This is a genomic window from Desulfuromonas sp. DDH964, assembly GCF_001611275.1.
In the GTDB taxonomy this organism is placed as follows: Bacteria; Desulfobacterota; Desulfuromonadia; order Desulfuromonadales; family DDH964; genus DDH964.
Genome location: NZ_CP015080.1, coordinates 587,796 through 611,059, shown reverse-complemented (window position 1 = coordinate 611,059; position 23,264 = coordinate 587,796). Strand labels below are relative to the sequence as shown.

General features: G+C 64.0%; 21 protein-coding genes and 1 pseudogene. 5 read left to right on the top strand and 17 right to left on the bottom strand.

The genetic code is table 11. From position 1 onward, the window contains the following. Window positions 1-120 precede the first annotated feature (120 nt). Window positions 121-1,143, top strand: coding sequence for a M28 family peptidase (locus tag DBW_RS02890; RefSeq protein ID WP_197463718.1), 1,023 nt, complete (start codon window positions 121-123; stop codon window positions 1,141-1,143). A 252-nt stretch (window positions 1,144-1,395) separates the two neighbouring features. Here DBW_RS02890 and DBW_RS02885 read toward each other — a convergent pair whose 3' ends face one another. The 3 genes from DBW_RS02885 to lepB all read right to left on the bottom strand — a co-directional run bounded on the left by DBW_RS02885 (window position 1,396) and on the right by lepB (window position 4,766). Then, window positions 1,396-2,610, bottom strand: a complete 1,215-nt coding sequence (locus tag DBW_RS02885; protein WP_066722594.1) for an IS256 family transposase — start codon at window positions 2,608-2,610, stop codon at window positions 1,396-1,398. A gap of 137 nt (window positions 2,611-2,747) precedes the next feature. After that, window positions 2,748-3,539, bottom strand: a complete 792-nt coding sequence (locus DBW_RS02880) for an HTH domain-containing protein (RefSeq protein ID WP_066723933.1) — start codon at window positions 3,537-3,539, stop codon at window positions 2,748-2,750. Between the two features lie 303 nt (window positions 3,540-3,842). Further along, a complete protein-coding gene (lepB, locus tag DBW_RS02875; RefSeq protein ID WP_231875382.1) occupies window positions 3,843-4,766 on the bottom strand; it encodes a signal peptidase I in 924 nt (307 codons plus the stop codon). Window positions 4,767-5,123: 357 nt separating this feature from the next. Between lepB and DBW_RS02870 the strand changes: the two genes are divergently transcribed. Together DBW_RS02870 and pdxH are read left to right on the top strand one after the other, a co-directional pair. Continuing rightward, the gene (locus DBW_RS02870) at window positions 5,124-5,915 is read left to right on the top strand and encodes an SDR family NAD(P)-dependent oxidoreductase (RefSeq protein WP_066723930.1); all 792 of its coding nucleotides are present in this window, start codon (window positions 5,124-5,126) and stop codon (window positions 5,913-5,915) included. Continuing rightward, window positions 5,887-6,558, top strand: a pseudogene (gene pdxH, locus DBW_RS19225) (pyridoxamine 5'-phosphate oxidase). The gene DBW_RS02870 and the pseudogene pdxH overlap by 29 nt, the downstream one beginning before the upstream one ends. A 2-nt stretch (window positions 6,559-6,560) precedes the next feature. Here the strand turns inward: pdxH and DBW_RS02860 are convergent. The 6 genes from DBW_RS02860 to DBW_RS02835 all read right to left on the bottom strand — a co-directional run bounded on the left by DBW_RS02860 (window position 6,561) and on the right by DBW_RS02835 (window position 13,099). Then, window positions 6,561-7,325: a TIGR01458 family HAD-type hydrolase gene (locus tag DBW_RS02860; protein ID WP_066723927.1), complete on the bottom strand. Its 765-nt coding sequence runs from the start codon at window positions 7,323-7,325 to the stop codon at window positions 6,561-6,563. Window positions 7,326-7,421: 96 nt separating this feature from the next. Further along, a complete protein-coding gene (locus DBW_RS02855) occupies window positions 7,422-8,525 on the bottom strand; it encodes an ABC transporter permease (RefSeq protein ID WP_066723924.1) in 1,104 nt (367 codons plus the stop codon). Between the two features lies 1 nt (window position 8,526). Continuing rightward, window positions 8,527-9,648, bottom strand: a complete 1,122-nt coding sequence (locus DBW_RS02850) for an ABC transporter permease (RefSeq protein ID WP_066723922.1) — start codon at window positions 9,646-9,648, stop codon at window positions 8,527-8,529. Continuing rightward, window positions 9,645-11,378 (bottom strand): ATP-binding cassette domain-containing protein, encoded by a 1,734-nt coding sequence (locus DBW_RS02845; RefSeq protein ID WP_066723919.1) that lies wholly within the window; start codon window positions 11,376-11,378, stop codon window positions 9,645-9,647. The genes DBW_RS02850 and DBW_RS02845 overlap by 4 nt, the downstream gene beginning before the upstream one ends. A gap of 3 nt (window positions 11,379-11,381) precedes the next feature. Continuing rightward, the gene (hlyD, locus tag DBW_RS02840; RefSeq protein WP_066723916.1) at window positions 11,382-12,389 is read right to left on the bottom strand and encodes a secretion protein HlyD; all 1,008 of its coding nucleotides are present in this window, start codon (window positions 12,387-12,389) and stop codon (window positions 11,382-11,384) included. Continuing rightward, window positions 12,386-13,099, bottom strand: coding sequence for a CerR family C-terminal domain-containing protein (locus tag DBW_RS02835; protein WP_066723914.1), 714 nt, complete (start codon window positions 13,097-13,099; stop codon window positions 12,386-12,388). Before DBW_RS02835 ends, hlyD begins: the two co-directional genes overlap by 4 nt. A 174-nt stretch (window positions 13,100-13,273) precedes the next feature. On the opposite strand from DBW_RS02835, the gene DBW_RS02830 reads away from it, so the two are divergent. Then, a complete protein-coding gene (locus DBW_RS02830) occupies window positions 13,274-13,702 on the top strand; it encodes an FKBP-type peptidyl-prolyl cis-trans isomerase (protein ID WP_066723912.1) in 429 nt (142 codons plus the stop codon). Between the two features lie 114 nt (window positions 13,703-13,816). Here the strand turns inward: DBW_RS02830 and DBW_RS02825 are convergent, their stop codons facing one another. From DBW_RS02825 to DBW_RS02800, 5 genes are all read right to left on the bottom strand, one after another. Then, window positions 13,817-15,961 carry a putative bifunctional diguanylate cyclase/phosphodiesterase gene (locus DBW_RS02825; RefSeq protein WP_066723909.1) on the bottom strand — a complete coding sequence of 715 codons (2,145 nt, stop codon included), beginning with the start codon at window positions 15,959-15,961 and terminating at the stop codon, window positions 13,817-13,819. A gap of 459 nt (window positions 15,962-16,420) precedes the next feature. Then, window positions 16,421-17,557, bottom strand: a complete 1,137-nt coding sequence (gene cydB, locus DBW_RS02815; protein ID WP_066723903.1) for a cytochrome d ubiquinol oxidase subunit II — start codon at window positions 17,555-17,557, stop codon at window positions 16,421-16,423. Between the two features lies 1 nt (window position 17,558). Beyond that, on the bottom strand, window positions 17,559-19,094 hold the full coding sequence (locus tag DBW_RS02810) for a cytochrome ubiquinol oxidase subunit I (protein WP_197463715.1): 1,536 nt from the start codon (window positions 19,092-19,094) through the stop codon (window positions 17,559-17,561). Window positions 19,095-19,172: 78 nt separating this feature from the next. Further along, window positions 19,173-19,406, bottom strand: coding sequence for a DUF4492 domain-containing protein (locus DBW_RS02805; protein ID WP_066723901.1), 234 nt, complete (start codon window positions 19,404-19,406; stop codon window positions 19,173-19,175). Window positions 19,407-19,420: 14 nt separating this feature from the next. Then, a complete protein-coding gene (locus DBW_RS02800; protein WP_066723898.1) occupies window positions 19,421-19,822 on the bottom strand; it encodes an RrF2 family transcriptional regulator in 402 nt (133 codons plus the stop codon). A gap of 278 nt (window positions 19,823-20,100) precedes the next feature. Between DBW_RS02800 and DBW_RS02795 the strand changes: the two genes are divergently transcribed. Further along, the gene (locus DBW_RS02795; protein WP_066729644.1) at window positions 20,101-21,150 is read left to right on the top strand and encodes a GGDEF domain-containing protein; all 1,050 of its coding nucleotides are present in this window, start codon (window positions 20,101-20,103) and stop codon (window positions 21,148-21,150) included. A gap of 47 nt (window positions 21,151-21,197) precedes the next feature. Here DBW_RS02795 and DBW_RS02790 read toward each other — a convergent pair whose 3' ends face one another. The 3 genes from DBW_RS02790 to DBW_RS02780 are packed head-to-tail and all read right to left on the bottom strand — an operon-like array spanning window position 21,198 to window position 23,237. Further along, a complete protein-coding gene (locus DBW_RS02790) occupies window positions 21,198-21,986 on the bottom strand; it encodes a metal ABC transporter permease (RefSeq protein WP_066723895.1) in 789 nt (262 codons plus the stop codon). Beyond that, a complete protein-coding gene (locus DBW_RS02785; RefSeq protein WP_066723892.1) occupies window positions 21,979-22,749 on the bottom strand; it encodes an ATP-binding cassette domain-containing protein in 771 nt (256 codons plus the stop codon). The genes DBW_RS02790 and DBW_RS02785 overlap by 8 nt, the downstream gene beginning before the upstream one ends. Continuing rightward, window positions 22,746-23,237 (bottom strand): Fur family transcriptional regulator, encoded by a 492-nt coding sequence (locus DBW_RS02780; protein WP_066723889.1) that lies wholly within the window; start codon window positions 23,235-23,237, stop codon window positions 22,746-22,748. Before DBW_RS02780 ends, DBW_RS02785 begins: the two co-directional genes overlap by 4 nt. Window positions 23,238-23,264 lie beyond the last annotated feature (27 nt).

Genomic DNA, 23,264 nt, shown 5'->3' with positions numbered 1-23,264 from the left:
GGTCAGGCGAAAATTTTCGCTGAACACAGGGGCTGGTCTGGGTTCGATCGAAGCCGCCGAACTTGCCAGCTCTTGGTAGACTCCCGAAACCGTCCCCACGCCACCAAAGGACCCCCCTAAGTGAAACCGTTGCGCTTTCGTCTGCTGTCGATCCTACTCGCCACCCTCCTCGCCGGATGCGGCAACGACGCCCCGAAACAGGACCCGGCACCAGCCGCCGCTGCGATGGAACACATCGAATATCTCTCCACAACCATCGGCCAGCGGCTTGCGGGCAGCGATCATGCGGCGGCCGCACGGGACTATATCCAGGCGCACTTCCTGCGTTTGGGACTGCTGACGACCCTGCAGACCTTTACCTTCGGTGGGACGGGAGCAGATCACTCGGCCAATGTCATTGCCGTCAAGCCCGGCGTCTCGCCACAGGAGATCCTTGTCGGGGCCCATTACGACTCGGTCGACGTCGGCAGCGGGGCCTCCGACAATGCCTCGGGCGTCGGCCTGCTGCTGGCCTGCGCCGCAGTTCTGGCCAAGGTCGAGGTGCCCTACACCATCCGCTTCGTCGCCTTCGGCGCCGAGGAGCCCGGAATGCTGGGATCGAGTTATTACGTCTCGCAGATGACCGAAGCGGAGATCGCCCATACCGTCGGCATGGTCAACCTCGACACCGTAGTCGGCGGGGACAGGATCTATGTCTACGGCGGACTCGAGGCGGCAGGGTGGTTGCGGGAAGCGGCCTTGGCCATTGCCCGGCAGGCCGGTATTTCTCTGGACACCAGCCCCGGCCTGAACCCGGAAATCCCCGCCGGCACTACGGGCGACTGGAGCGACCATGCCCCCTTCAAATACGCCGGCGTCCCCTATCTCTACCTCGAAGCCACCAACTGGGAGATCGGCAACTTCGATGGCTTCCTCCAGACCGTCGACCACGGCGAGATCTGGCACACGGACAAGGACACCCTGGAGTTTTTCGCTACCACCTATCCCGGCCGGATCGAAGCCCAGCTCGGCGATTTCACGCAAATCCTGACCGGCCTGCTGCTGACTCTCGAGGTCCCGCAAGCAGCCCGCAGTACAATATCGACAAAGGCGCAAACCAGTGTTCCTCGCTTCAGACAGCGCAACGGGATGCCGTTCGAATAGAGGGGAGGCGGGCGGGGCGGAGAGGCGTGCAGGGGGGTCAACAAGGTCGGATTTTGTCTATCGGGTTTGTAAAGTTGGATGGTCTTGTTAATCAAAAGTTGGGTTCAATTCCCCGCAGCTTGCTGCGCGATTTTTACTAAGGGTGTAGGCTGTTGATACCCCGTAGCTTGCTGCGGGGTAGTTCATTTTTCCATTGTTAATTTTCCAACGGCGGTGTAAATCAGTTTGTGTAAATGGCTTGGGTTTTTGTCGTCAGTAAACCGGCAACCTGCCTTCGAACAAGATAGAGAACTGGTTGAGGGCGGCCTTCCAGTCCCGAATCGGCAGGGTCCATTTCTTGGCGATATTGTTTAGCGCCAGGTAGAGCAGTTTGAACATGGCTGCGTCGTTGGGGAATGAGCCCCGGTTCTTGGTGACCTTGCGCAGCGACATGTTTAGCGATTCGATCGCATTGGTGGTGTAGATCACCTTGCGAATCTCCGCCGGGTAGGCGAAAAACGGGGTGATTCTCTCCCAGTTGCGCCGCCAGGACTGGCCGATGGAGGGGTGGGTTTTATCCCACTTCGCTTCGAACTCCGTCAGGTTCATTTCGGCCTGCTCGGCCGTCGCGGCCTGGTAAATGGACTTCAGATCGGCCGCCACTTCCTTGCGCTGTTTCCAGGAGACGTAGCGGAGAGAATGGCGCACCATGTGAACGAGGCAGAGCTGGACCTGGGTGCGAGGAAAGACTGCTTCGATGGCCTCGGGGAAACCTTTGAGCCCGTCCACGCAGGCGATGAAGATGTCTTCGACACCCCGGTTTTTCAACTCGGTCACCACCTGTAGCCAGAACTTGGCGCCCTCGTTCTCGGCCACCCACATGCCCAGGACCTCCTTGATGCCGTCCAGGGTGACGCCCAGGGCCAGGTAGACCGCTTTATTGCTGACGTGGCCGTTGTCTCGCACCTTGACCCGGACCGCGTCCATATAGACGATGGGATAGAGGGCGTCGAGCGGTCGGTTCTGCCAGATCTTGACCTCGTCCGCGACGGCATCGGTCACGCTGGAAATGAGGGCGGGAGAGACCTCGACGCCATAAATCTCTTCCAGATGCCCCTGGATCTCCCGGGTCGTCATCCCCCGGGCGTAGAGGGAGATGATCTTGCCGTCGAAGCCGGCGAAGCGGGTCTGGCCCTTGGGAATGATGAGCGGCTCGAAGCTGCTGTCCCGGTCACGCGGAACCTCGATCGGCAGTTTGCCGAATTCGCCCTTGATGGTTTTGGCCGACTTGCCATTGCGGGCATTGCCGCCTTTCGTGGCCACGGGAGCATGCTTCTCGTGCCCCAGGTGTTGGGTCAATTCCGCTTCCAAAGCTCGTTCCAGAAGGGCCTTGGTGAGCTGTTTAAGCAAGCCGGTTTCGCCGATCAGGTCTTCGGGCTTCTTGTAGTCGGCAAGCAGACGGTCCAGCAGATCTTTTTCGATGGCCATGGGGGCTCCTTAGAGGGTGGGGTCCCGGTGTACCCCTGAATGGCCATTTACACAATCTTTTTTACACCCTCTTTCCAACTTTCCAAGCCTGACCCGCACACAGACCCCACACACATAGATGCTCTTCTCAGAAAATTTTATAGCTTATTCAATGCGAGGTCGAGCGTAGCTTTGACCTTCCTTTTTTCAATTTCCGGGTCCACCTTCTGAAGGTATTCGACTGCTGCTAAATCGTCTCCCCTTTTCCGATTTTGTCGCGGTTCCAGTGCCTCAATCAAAATTGCTTCCAAAGCCGGGATGAGTTTTGCTGCATCGTAGGTTGCTGGCAATGAGCCAATTTGGCCTGATTCGGCCACAGGGAGCAATCCAAACCAAGAAAACCGGTCCCAACGGGCCGGCATACGGTCAATCGTGTGTTCATATAGCCGTCTGCCGAGTGGCCGGTCAGTGGTCCGGCCAACGTAAATCACCTCGCGACCATCGTAGAGAAGATAAATTCCCAATTGCTTGAAGAAGTCAACGGGGGTGGCGCCAATTTGCTGCATGCCTAGTAATTTCGGCGTCGAAGCCCACTCTATAGCTTCCTTTCGCCAAAACATCCCGAAGGAGGTAATTATTTCGTATTGCTCTTCGGACTCCTCTGATTCAAATACCTCTGGGGTGAGTTTCGGCAACTCTACGGGCGTGGTAGATTTTTCGGATCTAATTGAAAATGTACCTTTTCCAACTCTTATGTACGGTGACGAGGCACCATCATGCTTGATGGATGCTGTAATTTGGGCGTTCACCGTTGACGCCGGCGTGGCACCGAGATTCTTGCGCAAACCTTCTGAAATGATCCGTTCTGTAATTTGATTATAGTGAAGTGGCGTTGAAGATGATCCGAGAACCTTGTCGATTGCTTTTCGCCATGTCATTTCAGGGGGCATTAGATTTTCTCCCATTTTTTCGAGCCATTTGATTATGTGACATGTCCAGAAATTCCATGCCGACTGCTATCCCATCAATCCAGACTGCCTGGATTGGGGCAAATATCCCCAGCACCTCGGTCCGTTCCCCTGATTTTGTCCGGATAATCCGCTTGCGGTGGTATTATGCGGCATGACATATAAAAACGAGTTCGAGTTATCTGGTGCCGCCAGTAACACGGGAGCTTGAAAACCCACTCCACTCCCAGGAACTCCAACAACCTGAATATACTACGCACCAACCGGCCAGCCTGCAAGCATTGCTCAGGACTTTGAAAACCACCCCACCAGGTTCACCACGCCACCCTTGCCGATCTCGACCCCGATCCTCTCCCACCGCACCTCATGCTGGCGGCGATCCCAGGACCAGTAGAAATTCACCGCCCGGCCCAGGACCTTCTCTTTTTCCACGAAGCCCCAGAACCGGCTGTCGTAGGAACGGTCCCGATTATCCCCGAGCATGAAATAACTCTGCGCCGGCACCGTCACCGGTCCGAAGAAATCGCGGGGCGAGACCTCCGCAGACAGGGTGTCCGCTTCGAGGTGAACGGCATAGGGCTCCAGGAGTTGACGGCCATTGATGAACAGCTCCTTGTCCCGAACCTCGACCACATCCCCCGGCATTCCGACGATCCGCTTGATGAACTCTCGCTGCCCCGCCTTCCCCTGGTCGGGGGGGGAGTCGAAGACGACCAGGTCCCCGCGGGTAAAATCCTGTGTTCCCTTGGCGACCAGGATCCGGTCGCCGAGGAGCAGGGTCGGTTCCATGCTGGAAGAGGCAATGGTGAAAGCCTCGACCACCTGCGTCCGCAGGTACCAGGAGATGGCTCCGCTCAGCAGCAGGCCGAAGAGGAGGTAGGTCCCGAGATAGACGGGGACGCGGTTGTACCAGGTGGGGTGAAAGCTGCTGCCGATGCGCCGGGCGGCGCGGCTGGCGTCGACGAGCGCGGCGAGCTGGATCAGCGCCTGCAGCATGAGGAGGGTGACGACAGCCGCCAGGGTGGGGGTTTGGCCGGAGCGGAGGACGAAAAGGAGCGGGACCAGGGTGGAAACCAGGAGAAAGAGAACCGCCTTGCGCAACTGGCCGGTGTAGAGCTGTCCCAGGCCGGACAGCGCCAGGCTCAGCAGGACGGCGACCCAAACCTTGCGCCGCGGCCCCTGCCCGGAATCGATTGCCACCTCGGTCATGCCACCCTCCTCGGTATCCCAAAAAAAGCCGTCCCCCGGCATGTGCCCGGCCGGAACGGCTTTCCGGTAATCTCCGCGCCAACAGCATCGGCTCCCCCGATCCGGTGCCCAAGACTAGCCGGTTTCGCGCGCGACTGTCAAAGGTTTATCCCGGCTCTTTGCCGAGTCAGGTTCATGACTTGTGCCGTCCCGGAGGAGGTGCCGCCGGCAGGACCGCTCTGCCGGCAGGACCGCTCCTGCCGCATTCCGGAAGGGATGCTACAATGGTGACGTTGATTCTTATCGCCGACGGATGTACCTCCTCGCCCCGGCATCGCGTCAGCGGGCGCGGGGGTTTTCCAGGAAAGGCACACCTTTATGGACCTGCAACTCAAAAACCGGCTCGCCCTCGTCTCCGGCAGCACCGCCGGCATCGGCAACGCCATCGCCGTCGCCCTGGCGCGGGAAGGGGCGCGGGTGATCGTCAACGGTCGCACCCGGGACGCGGTCGACCAGGCGACGGCAGCGATCGCGAAGGAGACCGGCACCGCCCCCCTCGGCTTTGCCGGCGACCTTGCCAGCGCCGCGGCCGCCGAGGCGCTGGTGCGCCAGCACCCCGGCATCGAAATCCTCGTCAACAATCTCGGCATCTTCGAACCCAAGGCGTTCGCGGCGATCAGCGACAGCGAATGGCAGCGCTTTTTCGACATCAACGTGCTGAGCGGGGTGCGCCTCGCCCGCCTCTGCCTGCCGGCGATGCAAAAGGCCGACTGGGGGCGGATCATCTTCATCTCCAGCGAGAGCGCGGTGCAGATTCCGGCGGAGATGATCCACTACGGCACCACCAAGACCGCCCAGCTCGCCGTCTCCCGCGGCCTCGCCGAGTCGCTGTCCGGGACCGGCATCACCGTCAACTGCGTCCTCCCCGGGCCGACCAAATCGCGCGGCGTGCTCGACTTTGTCGGCGCCCTTGCTAAAGAGCAGGGGAAGTCGTTCCGCGAGTTCGAGACCGACTTCTTCAAGAACGTGCGGCCGACCTCCCTGCTCAAGCGCTTCGCGACACCGGAGGAGGTCGCCGCGCTGGTCGCCTTTGTGGCCAGCCCCCTCGCCTCGGCGACGACCGGCGCCGCCCTGCGCGTCGATGGCGGCGTCATCAAGAGTGCATTCTGAGTCGAGATCGGGAGGGAGAGCGGTGGAAAACGCAGAACGAAAAGCGCTGCGGCGCCGGGACCTCGACCCCGACCCGATCCGGCAGTTCCGGTGCTGGCTCGCGGAAGCGGAAGGCGCCGGGGTGGCGCCGCCGCACGGCATGACCCTCGCCACCGCCAACCGCCAGGGCGAGCCGGCGGCGCGGGTGGTGCTGCTGCGCGGCGTCGATGAACGAGGGTTCGTCTTTTACAGCAACTACCGGAGCCGCAAGGGGGAGGAGCTGGCGCAGAACCCGCAGGCGGCGCTCCTCTTCTACTGGCCGGAACTGGTGCGCCAGGTCCGGGTCGAGGGGCGGGTCGAGCTGCTGACGGCGGCGGAATAGGATACCTACTTCGCCCACCGGCCGCTCGGGCATCAGCTCGGCGCCCATGCCTCGGCGCAGAGCCGGGTGATCGGCGACCGGGAGGAGCTGGAGGAGGCCTTTGCCGCCGCGGCCCGCCGCTTTGCCGGCGGCGAGGTACCACGCCCGCCGTACTGGGGTGGGTACCGGCTCGTTGCGCAGATGCTGGAATTCTGGCAGGAGGGAGTCGACCGGTTGCACGACCGGCTGCGCTATCGAAGAGACGATGAGCAGAATTGGGTGATCGAGCGCCTGGCGCCCTGAGCCTAGCGCTCCGTCGCCAGCAGATCCGCCAGCGCCTCACTCAGATCGGCGCAGACGCAGGCACCCGGCGCACAGATCTGCGCCTCGTCCCCCGGCCGGTACTTGCCGGTGCGCACCAGCGCCGCTTTCAGCCCCGCCTTGAGCGCACCGTTGACATCGGAAGCGACATCATCCCCGACCATCAGCACTTCTCCCGGCCGGCAGCCGAGCTCGCTCGCCGCCGCATGGAAAAAGGCCGGTGACGGCTTGCCGAGAATGATCGCCTGGCAGCCGGCAGCGTACTCCAGGGCGGCGACGAAGGGGCCGGCGTCGAGGCTCATCCCCTCCGACTCGCGGAAATAGCGGTTGTCCCCGACCGCCAGCAGCCGCGCGCCGTCGAGGAGCAGGCGAAAGGCCTGGTTGAGGCTGGCGTAACTGAAGGCGTCAGCGGCATCGCCGAGGACCACGGCATCCGGCTGCGGGCCGACCAGGTCAGCGAACTCCTCCTCCACCGCGGGATGAACCAGCAGCCAGGGGGTGAAGCGATGCTCCAGCAGGTAGTCGCGCACCGCCTGCGGCGCGGTAAAGACCTCCGCCTCGGCGATTTCGAGTCCCATCCGGCGCAGCTTCTCGACAATGACCCGGCGCGGGCGGCGCGAGGTGTTGGTGAGATAGCGCAGCGGGATCTGCCGCCGCTGCAGCTCCTCGATCGCCGCCGCCGCGCCCGGCACCAGCTCATCGCCTACATAGACGGTTCCGCTCAGGTCGAGCAGCACACCCTTGATCATGGCCACTCCTTTCGGCGAGAGAGGCGGTCAACCAGGCTGCCCGCCACGGGTGCGGGACCTGGGCCTCACGCCTCAAGCATACCGCAACGCCCCGCCTCACTCCATGCGCCGCCGGAAGAGCCAGGTTGCGCTCCCCAGGGTGACCGCCGCGATCAGCGCCAGCGGCCAGGTCATGCTCCAGACCAGCGCCGCGCCGATATCCTTGAGAAAAATCCCCTTGACCACCACCATGAAGTAGCGCAGCGGGTTGGCGTAGGTGAGCAGTTGCAGCCACTCGGGCATGTTCTCGATCGGGGTGGCGAAACCGGAGAGAATGATCGCCGGCACCAGGAAGACGAAGGTGCCGAGGATCGCCTGCTGCTGGGTCATGGAGAGGGCGGAGATGAAGAGGCCGACGCCGATCACTGCCGCCAGAAAGACCACCATGCTGGCGTAAAGGAGGAGCAGCGACCCCTCGAAGGGGACCCGCAGCAGCACCACCGCGGCGAGGATCATGAAGCTCCCCTCGGCGACCGCCACCAGCAGCGCCGGCAGTGCCTTGCCGGCAAGGATTTCGAGGGGATGCAGCGGCGAGACCAGCAGCTGGTCGAAGGTCCCCATTTCCCGCTCCCGGGCGACGGAGAGGGCCGTGACCAGCACCCCGATCAGGGTGGTGAGAATGCAAACCAGGCTCGGCACCGTGTACCAGCGGAAGGTGAGGTTGGGGTTGAACCAGTTGCGCACCACCAGCTCGACGGCGGGCGGGCCGACGCCGGAGGTCACCTCGGCGCGGTACTGGTTGACGATGCGCTGGGCGTAGCCCTGGACAATCTGCGCCGCGTTGGTCTTGCGCCCATCGACGATGAAGCTGACCGGCGCCGGCCGCCCGGCGGCGAGGTTGGCGGAAAAGTCGGCCGGAATCGACAGCACCGCGATCGCCTGCTGGCGGTCGATGAGGGGCACCACCTGTTCCGGGCGCTGCAGCGGCAGGATGGTGCGGAAGTTGCTGGCGGCGGCAAAGCGGGCGGCGAGCACCTGCGCCGGGCGCCCCCGGTCCAGGTTGAGGATCGCCAGGGTCTGGTTGTCGACCTCCATGGTGGCGGCGAAGGAGAAGACGAAGAGCTGCACCAGCGGCGGCACGATGAGGACGAAGCGGCTCTTCTTGTCGCGCAGCAGCGCCAGCAGCTCCTTGACGATGAGGGTGTAAATCCGTCCGAACATGTCACCTCAGCCGCTTCACGGTCTTCTTCGCCGTGAGCAGAAAGAGGAGTGCCGCCAGCAGCAGCAGGATCAGGATGTTCGGCAGCAGGAGCGGCCAGACATCGCCGGCAAGGAAGAGGGTCTGCAGGTTGGTCACCAGGTAGCGGGCGGCGATGATGTGGGTCAGACCGCGGATCGGCAGCGGCATCGAGGAGATCTCAAAGAGGAAACCGGAGAGGAGAAACGCCGGCAAAAAGCCGGTGATCACCGCCACCTGCGAGGCGACGAACTGGTTTTTTGCCAGCGTCGAGATCAGCAGCCCCTGGCCGAGAGCAGCGAGGAGAAAGGCGACGGCCGTCGCCAGCAGCGCCAGCAGCGAGCCGCGGAACGGCAGCCCGAAGAGGAAGACCGCGACCACCACGCTGCCAAGCATCGCCGCCATGCCGAGCAGGAAGTAGGGGACGAGCTTGCCGATGATCAGCTCGGCCACCCCCACCGGGGTGGCAAGGAGCGCCTCCATGGTGCCGCGCTCCCACTCCCGGGCAACGACCAGGGCGGTGAGCAGGGTGCCGATGATCGCCATGATGATCGCCACTGCGCCGGGGACGAGCGAGTTGCGGCTCGCCAGCTCCGGGTTGAACCAGACCCGCGGCAGCAGCTGCGGCCCCCCCGCAGCGCTCTGGCCCTGTTCCAGCCCCTGGCGCGCCTGCCAGGTGGCAACCACCCCCTGGGCATAATTCTGGACAAAATTGGCAGTGTTGGTCTCGCTGCCGTCGGCGATGATCTGGAGCTGGGGCGCCGCGCCGCTTGCGAGCCGGCGGTCGAAGTCCGCCGGGATCACCACCAACCCGCGCAACCGGCCGGCGAGGAGTTCTTCCTGCAACGGAGGGCTGCTGCGGGACTCGACCACGGCAAAATAGGGGCTGGCGGCAAAGGCGCGGGCGAGGCTGTGGGCGCCCGGGCCGCTCCCCTCCAGCGCCACGCCGAGGGGGACCTGGCGGGCGTCGAGAGAGACTCCGTAGCCGAACAGGAAGAGGAGGATCAGCGGCAGGACAAAGGCGATCAGCAGGCTGCTCGGATCGCGCAGGATCTGCACGAACTCCTTGAGCATCAGCGCCCCCAGCCGTCGCAGCCGCAGGTTCATACCGCCTCCCACTGCTGCGCGTCCCACTCCTCGAGGAGGGCGATGAAGGTGTCCTCCAGGGTCGGGTCGGGGCGCTCGCTGCTGCGCATCCGGGTCTTGAGCTCGTCGGGGGAGCCGCTGGCGATGATCCGCCCCTGGTAAACCAGGCCGATGCGGTCGCAGTACTCGGCCTCGTCCATGAAGTGGGTGGTGACCAGCACCGTCACCCCCTTCTCGACCAGGCCGTTGATGTGGGTCCAGAACTCGCGCCGGGTCAGCGGATCGACCCCCGAGGTCGGCTCGTCGAGGAAGAGGACCGGCGGCTGGTGCATCACCGCGCAGGCGAGGGCCAGGCGCTGCTTGAAGCCGAGGGGGAGCTCTCCGGCGGCGTCATTAAGATGCGGCTGCAGGCCGAAGACGTCGACCATCTGCGTCACCATCGCCTGCTGCTTCCGGCCGCGCAGGCCGTAGACCCCGGAGAAGAAGAGGAGGTTCTGGCGCGACGTGAGGTCGCCGTAGAGGGAGAACTTCTGCGCCATGTAGCCGAGACGGGCGCGGGCCTTGCCCGGCGCCCGCTGCAGATCGAAGCCGACCACCCGGCCACTGCCGGCGCTCGGCTTGAGCAGGCCGCAGAGCATTTTGAAGGTGGTCGACTTGCCGGCGCCGTTGGGCCCGAGCAGGCCGAAAATCTCGCCGCGGCCGATGCTGAAGTTGACATCAGCGACCGCGGTGAAGTCGCCAAAGCGCTTGGTCAGCCCCTCCCCCTCCACCGTCGGCCCGGCGCTCGCCGGCGCCGGCGCGAGGCTGGCCGCCAGCACCGACTCGCCCCCCGGCCCGCCGCCGAGGATATCGACAAAGGCATCCTCGAAGCGCGCCTCCACCGCCACCAGCCGGGCTCCTTCCCCGGCGCCCAGCTCCGCCAGGGTTGGCGGGTCGACCGCGGGGCGCAGCACCAGCCGCACGTTCTGCCCCTGGACGATGCCGTCCTGGACCTCGGGGCGTTGCAACGCCCGGCTCAGGAGCTGGCGGCGACTCCCTTTGATCCCCTGGACCTGGAAGGAACGTCCCGCCACCCGCGCGGTCAGCTCACCGGGGGGACCGGCAAAGAGGAGTTCTCCCTGGTTGAGCAGCAGAACGGCGTCGCACTTCTCCGCCTCGTCGAGGTAGGCGGTCGACCAGAGGACTGCCATCTCCGGGTCGACCAGCTCGCGCACCATCCGCCACAGCTCGCGGCGGCTCACCGGATCGACGCCGACGCTCGGCTCATCGAGGAGGAGCAGCCGCGGCTTGCGGATCAGCGCACAGGCGAGGCCGAGCTTCTGCTTCATCCCCCCCGAGAGCTGGCCGGCGCGGCGCCCCTGGAAGGGGGTGAGGGCGGTGAATTCGAGGAGCCGGGCAAAGGCCGCTTCGCGCTCGGCGCCGGTCACCCCCTGCAGGTCGGCATAGAGACGCAGGTTCTGCAGCACCGACAGCTCTTCGTAGAGGCCGAACTTCTGCGGCATGTAGCCGATCAGCCCGGCGGGGAGGGCCGTCTCGCGGCGGGTTCCGGTGCCGAACAGCTCGACCGTCCCGGCATCGGGCAACAGCAGACCGGCGAGGAGGCGGAGCAGGGTCGTCTTGCCGGCGCCGTCCGGGCCAACCAGGCCGGTAACCCGCCCCGGCTCGATCGCCGCACTGAGTTCGGCGAGGGCCGGCTGTCCCGGCAGATAGGCAAAGGAGAGCTGACGGATGGCGACCGCGGGGACGGTCATGGCTCAGCCCCCGCCAGCGGCCGCGGCCGCCGTCGGCAGGCGCACGGTGACTGGCATCCCCTGGCGCAGCCCCTGGTCGGGATTCTCCGCAATGATGCGAACCTGGTAGACGAGGCGGGTGCGCAGCGCCTCGGTCTGCACCGACTTGGGGGTGAACTCGGCCTCGGGGGAGATGAAGCCGACCTGCCCCTGGTAGGGGTGATCGGGGGCGCTGTCGGTGTAGATCTGCGCCGCCATCCCCGGCGCCAGTCGTCCCAGGTCCGGCTCATCGACATAGACCCTTACCCAGACCGGATTATCGAGGGAGAGGGTCGCCACGGTCTGGCCGGGGGCGACAATCGCGCCCGGTTCGACCACCCGGGTCAGCAGCACGCCGGCGGCGGGGGCGAACAGTTCGGTATCATGGAGGCGGGTACGAGCGGTGGCGAGGCGCGCCTGCGCTGCCGCCAGGTCGGCCCGGGCCGCCGCAATATCCTCCTGACGAAACCCGGCCGCGGCCAGCTTGAGGCCCTGGCGGGCGGTCTCGAGCCGGGCCCGGGCTTCGGCGAGGCTGGCGCTGACGTTGTCGAAATCCTGGCGCGCGATGAAGCCGTCGGCAAGCAGCTTTTGCTTGCGCTCGGACTCGCGTTCGAGGTTGGCGACCGTCGCCGCCCGCTCCTGGACCAGGGCCCGCGCCTGCGCTATCTCCTGCTGCCGGTTCCCCGCCTCCAACTTGGTCAGCTGTGCGGCAGCCTGGGCCTGCTGCGCCTCGGCCAGCTGCAGCTCGTCCCGGTAGGGCTCCTGTTCAAGACGGGCAACCGGCTCCCCGGCGGCAAGGCGATCCCCCTCTTCCGCCGCCAGGGTCGCCAGCCGCCCGCCGACGCGGAAGGCGAGGTCGACCTTGCGGATATCGACATTGCCGTAAAGGGTCAACTGCGCCGGTGGCGCCTCCTGCCGGCGCAGCCACCAGCCGCCGGCGGCCGCCGCGGCCACCAGCAGCAGCACGATCCCGACCACGATTCGCTTTTTCATGCTTGCTCTCCTTCCGCCTGCCCCGGCGGCACCACGGCACTCGTCACGATCGCCCGGGTGTGGGCGAGGACCACGTCCCGGATCGCCGCCGTCTCTTCAGCGCTGTAACCGCTCATGCCGAGCCCGCGCACCGCCGTCTCCCGGCCGAAACGGAAGACCAGGACCTGGCCGAGCAAAGTCATCGCCTGCAGCCGCTGCCACGGCCCGACCACCGTGCCGCCGCCGGCGGCCGCGACCAGGGCTGCCAGCGCCTCCATTAGCGGCTGCATGATCCGCTCGAAGACGATGGCGTAGGCCGCCGACGGCGAGAGCTGTTCACGCAGCACGATGTGGCTGAAACGCGCCGCCTCCGGGGTGCCGACGATAAATTCGACCAGCGCCGCCAGCAGCCGTTCGAGCAGGACCAGCGCGGCTGCGGCATCGGTGGCCCCGCTTCGCCGGGCACTGCCGATCTCGGCAAGGAGCGGATCGAGCCTTTGCCGCACCCGCCCGGCGATCTGTGTCACCACCGCCTGGTAGAGCCCCTCCTTGCCACCGAAGTGGTAGGGGATCGCCGCCAGGTTGACCCGGGCCCGTTCGGCGAGCAGGCGGGTGGTCGCCCCGCCATAGCCGTACTCACCGAAAACCTCGAGCCCGGCCTCAAGCAGGCGGTCCCGGGTATGGGCCGGGTCTTCTTTCGGGGGACCACCGGAATTTATCTTTTTCTGCATGATCGCTTCCTTTGTTTTTCCTTAACCATACCCCCCTGACTGGGTTCAGTCAATCGAATGAATTAATACTGTTTGGGCCCAGTTTCGGGGAAAAGTGGCCGCCGGGGGTTTACTAATTTACCACCGATCTGCTAGGGTGAAGTTCTTTCGCCCCCAAATCAAAGGAGACGTTCAATGGCACAGGCAAAGAACGGCGACACCGTCAAGGTCCATTACACCGGGAAACTGGACGATGGCACCGTCTTCGATTCCTCCGCGGATCGCGAACCCCTCGAATTCACCCTCGGTGCCGGTCAACTGATCCCCGGCTTCGACAACGCCGTGGTCGGCATGGCGGTCGGCGACAACAAGACCGTGACGATCCCCTTCGACCAGGCTTACGGCCCCTACCACGAGCAGATGGTGGTGGAAGCCGACCGCAGCCAGTTCCCTCCGGAATCCGACCCGCAGGTCGGCATGCAGTTCGAGAGCCGTGGCGAAGACGGCCAGAACTTTGTTGTCGCGGTGACTTCGGTCAATGGGGACAAGATCACCCTCGATGCCAACCACCCCCTCTCCGGCAAAGACCTGACCTTCGAAATCGAGGTCGTCGGACTCGGCTGATCGCGCCTCTTGAATTCCGGCAAAAGCAAGCCCCCGCAGCCATCTTGGCAGCGGGGGCTTGCTTTGTGGGGAAAGGGAGCAGACCCCGGGTCAACATCCCCCGGCGGGAGCGGGTCAGGTTCGGGGCACACTCCATTGCAGATCAAGCCCCTCGGAAAATCCCGCATTCTCCCGCCAGGACATTTCGATCTCTGCCCACCCCATCTCCTTTCCGAACAAAAACCCCTGGGCCTCGTGGCAACCGAGGTTTCGCAAAAAGTCCAATTGCTCGCGGGTTTCCACCCCTTCACCCAAAACGCGGATATTCAGGTTGTGGGCGAGGGTGATGATCGCTTTCACGATCGCTTCGTCGCCGCAATCATGGCCGATGCCGGCGATAAAACTGCGGTCGATCCTGATGCGGTCGACGGGAAGGTGTTTCAGGTAGCTCAGGGAAGAAAAACCGGTTCCAAAGCCATCGATGGAAAGCTTCACTCCCATATCTTTCAGCGCCTGCAAAATTTCGATCGTTTTGCCGGCATCCGCCATGAGAACCTTTTCGGTAAATTCCAGTTCGAGATGTGCCGGGGCGAGGCCGGCTTCGGCCAGGATTCCGGCGAGACACCGGGGAAAATCGGGGCGGTTCAGTTGGTGTCCGGAAATATTGACGGCAATCCGCCCGAGGGGAAGCCCGGCCAGGATCCAGGAGCTTGCCTGCCCGCAAACATGGCGCAGGGTCCATTCGCCCAGGGAATGAATCTGGCCACCTCTTTCGGCCAGGGGAATGAATCGCTGCGGCGCGATTTCTCCCAACCGGGGATGGCTCCAGCGGAGCAAGGCCTCCACGCCACAGCAGCTCTCCCTCTGCAGGTCCCATTGCGACTGATAAGCAACCGAAAATTCGCCATTGTCCAGCGCCATTCGAAGAGAAGATTCCAGGGCCACCTTCTCCAAGACCTCCTCGTTCATTTCTGCGGCAAAGGTTTGATAGTTGTGTCGACCCAGGGCCTTGGCCCGATACATGGCGGTATCGGCGCTGCGCAACAGGCCTCCAAGGTCCTGAACATCCTGCGGGTAGCAGGCGATACCGATGCTGAATCCGACGTCGATCCGTTCCCCGTCAATATCGAGGGGGCGGCGAAAAGCATCGAGGATTCGCTGCGCGGTTCTGCTCGCCGTATTTTCACCCTCTTCCACCAATTGGACGATGATGAACTCGTCCCCGCCGAATCGCGCCAGGGTATCTGCCTCACGCACGCAGGCACTGAGCCTTTCGGCGACCCTTATGAGGACCCTGTCGCCGAAGGCATGTCCCTTGGTATCGTTGATGTCCTTGAAATTGTCGAGGTCGAGGAAGAGGAGGGAGACACTCCTCTGCTCCCGGGAGGCGATGGCCAGCGCGTTCTTCAGCCGGTCCATGAGGAGGGTGCGGTTGGGCAGCCCGGTCAGGGCATCGGAATAGGCGAACTGGTGGATCAGGGTCTCACTTCTTTTGCGTTCGGAAATATCCTCGCAGGAGGAAATGACGCCGAGAAAGGTCCCTTCGGCGTCACGGACCGCCACCGAAGAGATCTGCACCGGGAACTCCTCGCCATCCTTGCGGATATTGACACTTTCGCGGCACCACGCGACAAAGGTCTCGGATCGTTTTCCTGCAGCAGGATTGTGCAACCGTGGCGGCGCGAGAATCCGGACATCCCGGTTCAGCAACTCCTCGGTGCAGTAGCCGTGCATCTTCGCTTCGGCCGGGGTGACGAAGGTGATCTTCCCCTGCCGATCGGTAATGGTGAGGCCGATCGGCAAGGATTCAATTGCCGTTCGCAACAGGCGGAGATTGGCCTCGTTGCGCACCAGGGCGTTGAAGGTTTTCCCCGCCTTCAACAGGTAAAGGGCGCGGTAGGCGAGCAGGTCGGCCTGGACCGGCTTGGCAATGAAATCGGTGGCGCCGGCCTCATAGGCGCGATGGATGGCAGCGCTCTCCTGGAGGCCGGTGACCACCAGGATGGGAACCGTTCTCCCCTCCTCCAACTGGCGCAGAGTGCGACAGGTTTCAAAGCCGTCGATGCCCGGCATGATCAGATCGAGGAGCACCAGATCCGGAGGTGTCGCGCGAAAAAGCTCGATGGCGCCCCGTCCGTCGCTCGCCTCTTCGACCAGGCAGTCGATCCCCTCCAGAATCTCACGATAGACGCTGCGGATAAGGGAGTCGTCATCGACCACCAGGACCTTCAGCCGGGTGGTCTCTTGAGGCGACTCAAAGAGGCATGCACCGTCGGTCATCTGATCTCCCCCCCCTGCCGATTGAAAAACTGCGACAGAATATGCGGCCGCCGCCGCGTCACCTTCTCCCGGGCCGAGACCCTCCCAACCTTGCCGTCCCGGAACAACGAATCGCAAGTTCGCCGCCAGGACGGAGAAGGTCAGGTTTGATGTTAACGAATATTTTCTACTTCGCCATCCCCCATCTGGGTGAAATTGAAGGGGACTCGGCGAAAAAGTTGCGCGGTGTCTGGCGTCGCCCACGGAAAGCAGTGTTCTTCCGTTACGAAGAAAGGCCCATCTTCCACCCGCAGGGGGAAGATGGGCCTTGGCCTTTCACCAGGCGGTGACGCGGTACCACGCCTGGTTTCAGAGGTTACCGCTGCGCTCCAGCACGCGGAGCGCGAGCTTGTAGGAGGCGATGATCATCACCAGCCAAACGGTTAACAGAAGAAGGGTCATCATGGGCGAGCTCCTTGGTCAGTAGAGGTCATGGGAATGTTCGCCTTCGAGCTGTTCCAGCGTCAGCGACCGGGCGTCCATCAGCCGCCAGAAATAGGCGATGTAGGCGAGGACGAAGGGGACCGCCAACGCCACGTAACTCATTACCGTCAGGGTGTAGTGGCTACTCGAGGCGTTGTGGATGGTCAGGCTGCTCTGCAAATCGGAGCTGGAGGGATAGAAGGCGGTATCGTGGTAGCCGGCCAGGGCGAAGAGGGCGAGGCCGACCAGCACCGTCCCGGGGCCAGCGAACCAGATGCCGCGCCGGCTGCCGAGAAAGCGGCCGGCAACCACTGCCCAGACCACCAGCAGCAGGCCAACCAGCAGCAGCCCCAGGACCGCCGGCATCGCCAGCAGGTTGTGCAGGTACTTGCCGGCTTCGAGGCTGACGCTGCCGGTGACCGGGTCGACCGCGTAACCGGGCATGGTCACCAGGCGGAAGAGGACGAAGAGGAGGAACGGCAGCGCCAGCAGCAGGTTGACGAAAACGGCCTGACGGCAGCGTTGGTTGAGCCCGTCGTGCTCGATATTGTTGAGCAGGTAGAGGGAGCCGAGGACCCGGGCATGGAAAACCAGAAAGAGGCCGAGGGCGACGTTGAAGGGATTGAAGGCCGCCTCGAGACCACGCAGCGGATGCTGCCAGGTCACCAGATTGTAGCCATTGAGGCTGAAACTGGAGCCGGTGAAGAAGGTGCCGACGGCGGCACCGATCAGCAGCAGGCCGACGCTGCCGTTGAGGAAGAGGAAAATGTCGAAGCTGCGGGTGCCGAGCAGGTTGGCCGGTTTGCGCCGGTATTCGTAGCTCACCGCCTGGCCGACAAAGGTGAAGAGGATCAGGATCCAGACCCAGTAGGCGCCGCCGAAGCTGGTGGCGTAGAAGAGCGGGAAGGCGGCAAAGAGGGCCCCGCCGAAGAGGACCAGGGTGGTAAAGGTCAGCTCCCACTTGCGGCCGATGGAATTGACCAGCAGCAGCCGCTCCTGGTCCGAACGCGGCAGGGTGAAGAGGAGGGTCTGCCCCCCCTGGACAAAGGTCAGCATCAAAAAGAGGGAGCCGACCAGCGAGGCGATCAGCCACCAGAGCTGCTGCAGCTGGCTAAGAGCGAGTTGTCCGATCATATCAGTGGCCCTCCGGTCCGGTTTGGATCTGCTTGAGCAGGATGCGAATTTCGGCGATCAGCAGGGTGGTGAAGATAGCTAAAAAGAGGAAGAATGTGGTCTGTACCGTCCCGGCGGTCAGGTTGGAATTGGCAACCGTCACCGGCAACAGGTTCTGGATCGCCCAGGGCTGGCGGCCGACCTCGGCGACGATCCAGCCGGCCTCGGAGGCGAGGTAGGCAAGAAAGATGCTGAGGACACCGAGGCGCAGCAGCCAGCGCTGCTGGGAGATGCGGTCGGTCCAGGTGAAGTAGAGGAAGAGAACGAAGACCAGCATCAGAATCGTGCCCAGGGCGATCATGGCGCGGAAGCTGTAGAAGGTGAGCGCCACCGGAGGTACCGCATCCTCCGGCCGATCGAGGTAGCCGTAGCCGAGAAACTCCTGGTTGGCGCGCAGGGTGGCGAGGGCGCTCTGCGCCGCAGGCTCGTCGCCGGCCTGTCGCGCCTCCTTGTAGTCGGCGAGGGCAGCTATGGCGATCCGGCCCCGTTCGATCTTCACCCCGGTGGCGAGGATGTTTTGTTCGGGGTTGCCGTAAACCAGATCGTTGATCCCCGGGACGAAGCTGGTCAGAATCCGGTTGGCAAGCAGGGAGAGGACCCCCGGCACCTCGACCTTGACCAGGAAGGGATCCTTGCTGTCGCCGGGGCGTTTGGCGGGGTCGAGGATGCCGAAAGGAATCAGGCCGGTTGGCACTCCGCCATTGTAGAGCGATTCCATGGCCGCCAGCTTCATCGGCTGGTGGTGGGCGTTGGTGAAGGCGGCCTCGTCGCCGGAGAAGGCGACGAAGAGCCCGGAGAGGAGGCCGAAGGTCGCCGCCACCAGGATACTGCGCTTGGCCAGCTGCAGGTGGCGCCCCTTGAGCAGGAACCAGGAACTGACGCCGATGACGAAGACCGAGGCGAGCATGAAGCCGGAAGCAGTAGTGTGGGTAAACTTGCTGATGGCCACCGGCGAGAAGAGGACCGCCCAGAAGTTGGTCATCTCGAAGCGGGCGAGGTCGGGGTTGAAAGTCATGCCGACGGGGAGCTGCATCCAGCCATTGGCGACCAGGATCCAGAGCGCCGAGAGATTGGAGCCGACCGCCACCATCCAGGTCGCAAAGAGGTGGGTCTTCTGCGACACCCGGTCCCAGCCGAAGAACATCACCGCGAAAAAGGTCGCCTCGATGAAGAAGGCAAAGATTCCTTCCACCGCCAGCGGCGCCCCGAAGATGTCACCGACCATCCAGGAGTAGTTCGACCAGTTGGTGCCGAACTCGAACTCCATGATGATGCCGGTCGCCACCCCGATGGCGAAGTTGATGGCGAACAGGCTCATCCAGAAGCGGGTGAGGCGCTTCCATTCGGGATTGCCGGTCTTGACGTAGATGCTCTCGAAAAAGGCGACGAGAAAGGAGAGGCCGAGGGTGAGCGGTACGAAAATCCAGTGAAACATGGCAGTGAGGGCAAATTGGGCGCGCGCCCAGTTGACCTGGGTAAAATCGATCTGTTCCAGCACGGGTGCCTCCATGGCTGAGGGTTCAGGGACCGGATTGCTTTCCTTCCCGGCCTGTTTCATAAGGCCGGGAAGAGCTCATTACCTGGCGTCGGCTGCAGGTGGGGGGCGCACCAGTTGCCCGAGGACGTGGTCGGCGCGCTCCCGGTCATTGGCGAAGTTCTCCTGCAACGGATCGGGGAAGAGTAAGCGGGCAAGGGTGTAGAGGAGGATCAGCTTCACCAGGATGATCGTCCACAGGGTCCGGCCGAGCCGCATGGCGCGAAACCCCTCGACGTACATGGCAAGCAGGTTGTTGACAATGCCGACACTCATTTTCGCCTCCCGTATCAATGGGCGATCTCCGCCAGGGTCACCTGTCGCAGCGTCGCCACCGTCTGCTGCTGGATCCGGCGCCAGACTTCGTGCACTCGGCAGCCGTTGCGGCGATCGCAGCGCTCCCGATCCTCCAGGCAGCGATTGGGCAGGATCGGCCCTTCGACAATTTCCACCACCTGCAACAGGCTGATCTCGGCGGCGGACCGGGCGAGGGTGAAGCCGCCCCCCGAGCCGCGGACCGAATGGACCAGGCCGCTCTTGGCGAACTCCTGGAAAATCTTGGCGAGAAAACTGACCGGCGCCTCGGTGGCAGCGGCGATCTCCTGGACCAGGACCAGGCTTCCCGGCGGCTGGGCCGCCAGGTAGATCATGCCGCGAATCGCGTATTCGCCTTTGCGGGTCAGACCCATCATAATTGATGACCTTTAAGGTTATTTTTGTCCCTTTTTAAACGAGCCGCTCCGCCCTGTCAAGAGTTTTTTTGATTTTTTTAACAAAAGTGTCGATGGCGCAAATTATACCACTGTCAAAAACCATTTGTGGCGTGGGGCGGGGAGAGGGTGCGGCGGAGTGAATGGCCGCCATGGCAGGCACGACAGGAGAGACCTGGCGGTTTCGGGGCGAGATGGAGAAGCGTGTGGTATATTTCTGGGGCCTGCTTTTATCCTGCAACCCCCACGGGAATCTGCACATGACGGTCAACACCGACAATCAGCTTCTATCTGTCCTGGAACGGCGCAACCGTGAACTGGCGATCCTGGTGGAGATCGCCAAGGCGTTGACCTCGACCCTGAGCCTCTCCGAGGTGCTCAACCTGATTCTGGAAAAGGTCAGCCTGCTGCTGAAGTCACAGAGCTGGTCGCTGCTGCTGGTCGACGAGCAGACCGGGGAGCTCACCTTCGAGATCGCGGTCTCACCGGCCGCCGCCGCGCTCAAGGGGCTGCGCCTCGCCAAGGGGCAGGGGATCGCCGGCTGGGTCGTCGAGCATGGCGAACCGTTGCTGATCCCCGATGTCAACCGCGATCCGCGTTTCGCCCCCCAGGTCGACGAGGCGGTCTCCTTCACCACCCACTCCATCGTCTGCGTGCCGGTCCGGATTCGCGCCAGGGTGCTTGGCGTCGTCGAACTGATCAACAGTCACACCGAGGGGCGTTTCGACGAGGAGGACCTGGCGATCCTGACCGCCGTTGCCGACTTCGTTGCCATCGCCATCGACAACGCCCGCCACGTCGAAAAGATCAGCCAGCTGACGATCACCGACGACTTGACCGGCCTCTTCAACGACCGCCACTTCCACTCCCTGCTCGAATACGAAATCGAGCGCGCCAGCCGCTACCGGACCCCCCTCTCCGTCGTCTTCATCGACCTCGACCACTTCAAGCAGGTCAACGACAGCTGGGGGCACCTGGTCGGCAGCCGGGTTTTGAGCGAGACCGGCCGGCTGATCCGCGAATCGACCCGGCGCGTCAACCTCCCGGCCCGCTACGGCGGCGACGAGTTTGTCATCATCCTGCCGGCCACCGACAAGCAGGGCGCCCTGGTTATGGCCGACCACCTGCGCCGAACCATCCGCGAGCACCGCTTCTTTAACGATGCCGGTCAGGTGATTCACCTGACGGCGAGCTTCGGCGTCGCCACTTTTCCCGACGATGCCGCCGACAAGGAGCAGCTGATCAGTGCCGCCGATCTCGCCATGTACCGGGTCAAGGAGTCGACTCGTGACGGCGTTCTCGGCGCCTGAGTTCAACCTTCCCCCTCCCCTTCCCAGTTCTATCTGCCGAAAATTCTTCAGGTCCCGCGCCGCGGAAGGAGCTGCGCGGCAACAAAAAGGAGCGCGGCCGCCACCACGATCGAGGGACCGGCCGGCGTATCCCAGCGGTAGGAAGCGGCGAGCCCGGCGACCACCGCCAGGCCACCGCAGAGCGCGGCCAATAGCGCCATCCCTTCCGGGGTGGTGGCGAAGCGTCGTACCGCGGCCGCCGGAATGATCAGCAGCGAAGTGACCAGCAGCAGGCCGACCACCTTCATCAGCAGGGCGATGACCAGCGCCATCATCGCCAGGAACGCCCAGTTGACGAAAGCGACCGGCACCCCCTCGACCCGGGCCAGGTCCTCGTGCACGGTGATTGCCAGCAGCGGGCGCCAGAGCCGGGCGAGAGCGGCAAGGGCCAGAGTGCCGCCGCCGAAGATCCAGGCGAGATCAGCGTTGCCGATGGCGAGAATGTCGCCAAACAGGTAGGAGAGGAGATCGATGCGCAGGGTCTCGACCAGGGCGAGAAGCACCAGTCCCAGCGACAGGGCACTGTGGGAGAGGATACCGAGCAGGGTGTCGCCGGCGATCTGTTTTTGCCGCTGCAGCAGAAAGAGGAGGAGCGCCAGCAACTGGCAGACGACGACCACCCCCAGGGTCAGATTGAAGTGGAAGAGAAAGCCGAGGACGACGCCGAGCAGCGCCGAATGGGATAGGGTGTCGCCGAAGTAGGCGAGGCGGCGCCAGACGACGAAGGAGCCGAAGGGGCCGGCGACCACGGCGACGCCGACGCCGCCGAGCAGGGCGCGCAGCAGGAAGTCATCCATGGTTGTTCTCCTTGCCGCTGACCGGGTCGTGGGAATGGTCGTGCTGATGGGCATAGATCGCCAGGTTGGCCACCACCTGGGGACTGAAGAGCTCGATAAAGGCGGCGCTCCCCTGGACCGCGTCCGGGGTTCCGGTACAGCAGACGTGGCGGTTGAGGCAGACGACCCGGTCGGTGGCGGCCATCACCAGGTGCAGGTCGTGAGAGACCATCAGCACCGCACAGCCGCGCTCCTGGCGGATTCGGCTGATCAGGCCGAAGAGTTCGAGCTGCCCCTGCACATCGACCCCCTGCACCGGCTCGTCGAGGACGAGAAGGTCGGGGTCGCGCAGCAGCGCCTTGGCGAGGAGCACGCGCTGCATCTCACCGCCGGAAAGAGCCTGAACCGGGCGATCCAGCAGCATCGGTGCGCCGACTTCGGCGAGGACGCGGCGCAGCTCGGAGAGGGAGCGCTGCCCGGTCAGGGTCAGAAAGCGCCGCACGCTCAAGGGGAGTACCGCATCGACCTGGATCCGCTGCGGCATGTAGCCGATGCGCACCCCCGGGCTCAGCACCACCCGCCCCGCGGTCGGCGCCAGCAGGCCGAGCAGCACCCGCAACAGGGTGGTCTTGCCGGCGCCGTTGGGGCCGACGATGGTGACGATCTCGCCGCGGCGCACCTCCAGATCGACCCCGGAAAGGACCTCCCCCCGCCCCAGGTGCACGTGGACGGCTTCGGCGGCGGCCAATATTTCCCCGGCGCTGCCTTGCCGGTCGTGGCTCATATTTCCCCCTCCTTCCGGCAGGCGGCGCAGAGGCCGAGGAGTTCGACGGTCGGATGCTGGACGGTAAAACCGGCCGCCCCGGCGCTGTCGGCGATAGCGCCATGCAGCTGCGGGTCGTCGATCTCGGTCAGGTTCTGGCAGGAGGCACAGATCAGGAACTGGCCGGCATGGGGCTGCCCGGGGCGGGCACAGCCGGCAAAGGCGTTGAGGGAGGCGAGGCGGTGGACCAGTCCCTGCCCCTGGAGAAACTCGAGGGCCCGGTAGACCGTCGGCGGTGCCGTCCGGCCCCAACGCTCCCGCAGTTTTTCGAGCAGCGCATAGGCGCCGATCGGCCGGTGGCTTCCCCAGATCAGCTCCAGTACCTGGCGCCGCAGCGGCGTCAGTCGCAGGCCGCGTTCGCGGCAGAGCCGTTCGGCCGCTGTCATGGCGCGGTCGATACACGTGTCATGGCGCTCGCCGGCGCAGGCCAATCCCTTGCTGGTCGTCATCTTTCCGGGTTCCCTCCCCTTGCCTTT

Excerpts from the sequence above, each read along its gene's own strand:
- DBW_RS02850 (WP_066723922.1), bottom strand. The coding sequence starts at position 9,648 with ATGAACCTGCGGCTGCGACGGCTGGGGGCGCTGATGCTCAAGGAGTTC.
- DBW_RS02870 (WP_066723930.1), top strand. The coding sequence starts at position 5,124 with ATGGACCTGCAACTCAAAAACCGGCTCGCCCTCGTCTCCGGCAGCACC.
- DBW_RS02880 (WP_066723933.1), bottom strand. The coding sequence starts at position 3,539 with ATGCCCCCTGAAATGACATGGCGAAAAGCAATCGACAAGGTTCTCGGA.
- lepB (WP_231875382.1), bottom strand. The coding sequence starts at position 4,766 with ATGACCGAGGTGGCAATCGATTCCGGGCAGGGGCCGCGGCGCAAGGTT.
- DBW_RS02885 (WP_066722594.1), bottom strand. The coding sequence starts at position 2,610 with ATGGCCATCGAAAAAGATCTGCTGGACCGTCTGCTTGCCGACTACAAG.
- DBW_RS02835 (WP_066723914.1), bottom strand. The coding sequence starts at position 13,099 with ATGCAGAAAAAGATAAATTCCGGTGGTCCCCCGAAAGAAGACCCGGCC.
- DBW_RS02795 (WP_066729644.1), top strand. The coding sequence starts at position 20,101 with ATGACGGTCAACACCGACAATCAGCTTCTATCTGTCCTGGAACGGCGC.
- DBW_RS02860 (WP_066723927.1), bottom strand. The coding sequence starts at position 7,325 with ATGATCAAGGGTGTGCTGCTCGACCTGAGCGGAACCGTCTATGTAGGC.
- DBW_RS02790 (WP_066723895.1), bottom strand. The coding sequence starts at position 21,986 with ATGGATGACTTCCTGCTGCGCGCCCTGCTCGGCGGCGTCGGCGTCGCC.
- DBW_RS02855 (WP_066723924.1), bottom strand. The coding sequence starts at position 8,525 with ATGTTCGGACGGATTTACACCCTCATCGTCAAGGAGCTGCTGGCGCTG.
- DBW_RS02780 (WP_066723889.1), bottom strand. The coding sequence starts at position 23,237 with ATGACGACCAGCAAGGGATTGGCCTGCGCCGGCGAGCGCCATGACACG.
- DBW_RS02785 (WP_066723892.1), bottom strand. The coding sequence starts at position 22,749 with ATGAGCCACGACCGGCAAGGCAGCGCCGGGGAAATATTGGCCGCCGCC.
- cydB (WP_066723903.1), bottom strand. The coding sequence starts at position 17,557 with ATGATCGGACAACTCGCTCTTAGCCAGCTGCAGCAGCTCTGGTGGCTG.
- DBW_RS02830 (WP_066723912.1), top strand. The coding sequence starts at position 13,274 with ATGGCACAGGCAAAGAACGGCGACACCGTCAAGGTCCATTACACCGGG.
- DBW_RS02825 (WP_066723909.1), bottom strand. The coding sequence starts at position 15,961 with ATGACCGACGGTGCATGCCTCTTTGAGTCGCCTCAAGAGACCACCCGG.
- DBW_RS02800 (WP_066723898.1), bottom strand. The coding sequence starts at position 19,822 with ATGATGGGTCTGACCCGCAAAGGCGAATACGCGATTCGCGGCATGATC.
- DBW_RS02805 (WP_066723901.1), bottom strand. The coding sequence starts at position 19,406 with ATGAGTGTCGGCATTGTCAACAACCTGCTTGCCATGTACGTCGAGGGG.
- DBW_RS02845 (WP_066723919.1), bottom strand. The coding sequence starts at position 11,378 with ATGACCGTCCCCGCGGTCGCCATCCGTCAGCTCTCCTTTGCCTATCTG.
- hlyD (WP_066723916.1), bottom strand. The coding sequence starts at position 12,389 with ATGAAAAAGCGAATCGTGGTCGGGATCGTGCTGCTGCTGGTGGCCGCG.